The 809-nt window shown below is 49.9% G+C and carries 1 protein-coding gene and 1 pseudogene; both read left to right on the forward strand.

The annotated features are described in order from the left end of the window. Positions 1–239 (forward strand): annotated as a pseudogene (locus A3738_RS30855) (hypothetical protein); the annotation flags it as partial. Positions 240–685: 446 nt separating this feature from the next. After that, positions 686–809 (forward strand): transcription termination/antitermination NusG family protein (locus A3738_RS32585; RefSeq protein ID WP_369819789.1); only part of this gene is annotated, 124 nt, incomplete at its 3' end.

Below are 809 nucleotides of genomic sequence, written 5' to 3' on the forward strand. Positions count from 1 at the left end.
GCGGTGGTACAACAGACAAAGCGGATGAAGATCGTATTTACATTATTAAAGCAAATGGTGGCGTACAACTGCCTGATAGCGGTCATTGGTTTGCCAGTAATGACGCGCAAATGGAGCCAGGTGATACGGTTGTCGTGCCACTAGATGCAGACAAGCTAGACCAGTTAGTACTTTGGCGTGACGTGAGCCAGATTTTCTACCAAATAGCACTCGGCGCTGCCGCAGTGGGTAGCTTATAGGTATACAGTCGGGCTCAGAGTCCGCCAAGACCGTCATTCCGCAAAGTCGGGTTCAGAGTACGCCAAGGCTGTCATTCCGGACTTGATCCGGAATCTAGAGTCCGCTTACTTTGACTTCGACTATTTATTGCATCTTTTGGCGTGCTTTAGACGTGTTTCAAAAGCGCTATTATAGCCTCGTAAACTCAAAAACCTATCGAAGGGTGAAATCCCGTCGAGCGCTTGCGCTCCGGGTCGCTTTTGGGTCCTAGGGTCTTTGGCGAAACAAAGACCCTAGCTGCTGTCGGCCAGTGCCGATGGAATCTAGCTTAAATGGGTTAGAGTACGCCAAGACCGTCATTCCGGACTTGATCCGGAATCTACAGTTATTGGTTCTGCCCCTTAACTCGTCCGCCGCACGAAAGCGGCGCTGAAAAAACCAACAACAATAACAAAGGGCTGTTACCATGCCTTGGTATCTATTAACCACAAAGCCCCGTAACGAAGCCCGCGCCTGCGAAAACATCCAAAACCAGGGCTATCAAGCATTCTACCCAGACTACCAAAACACGCGCCTAAAAAACGGCAAGC

This window comes from Oleiphilus sp. HI0066 (assembly GCF_001635725.1).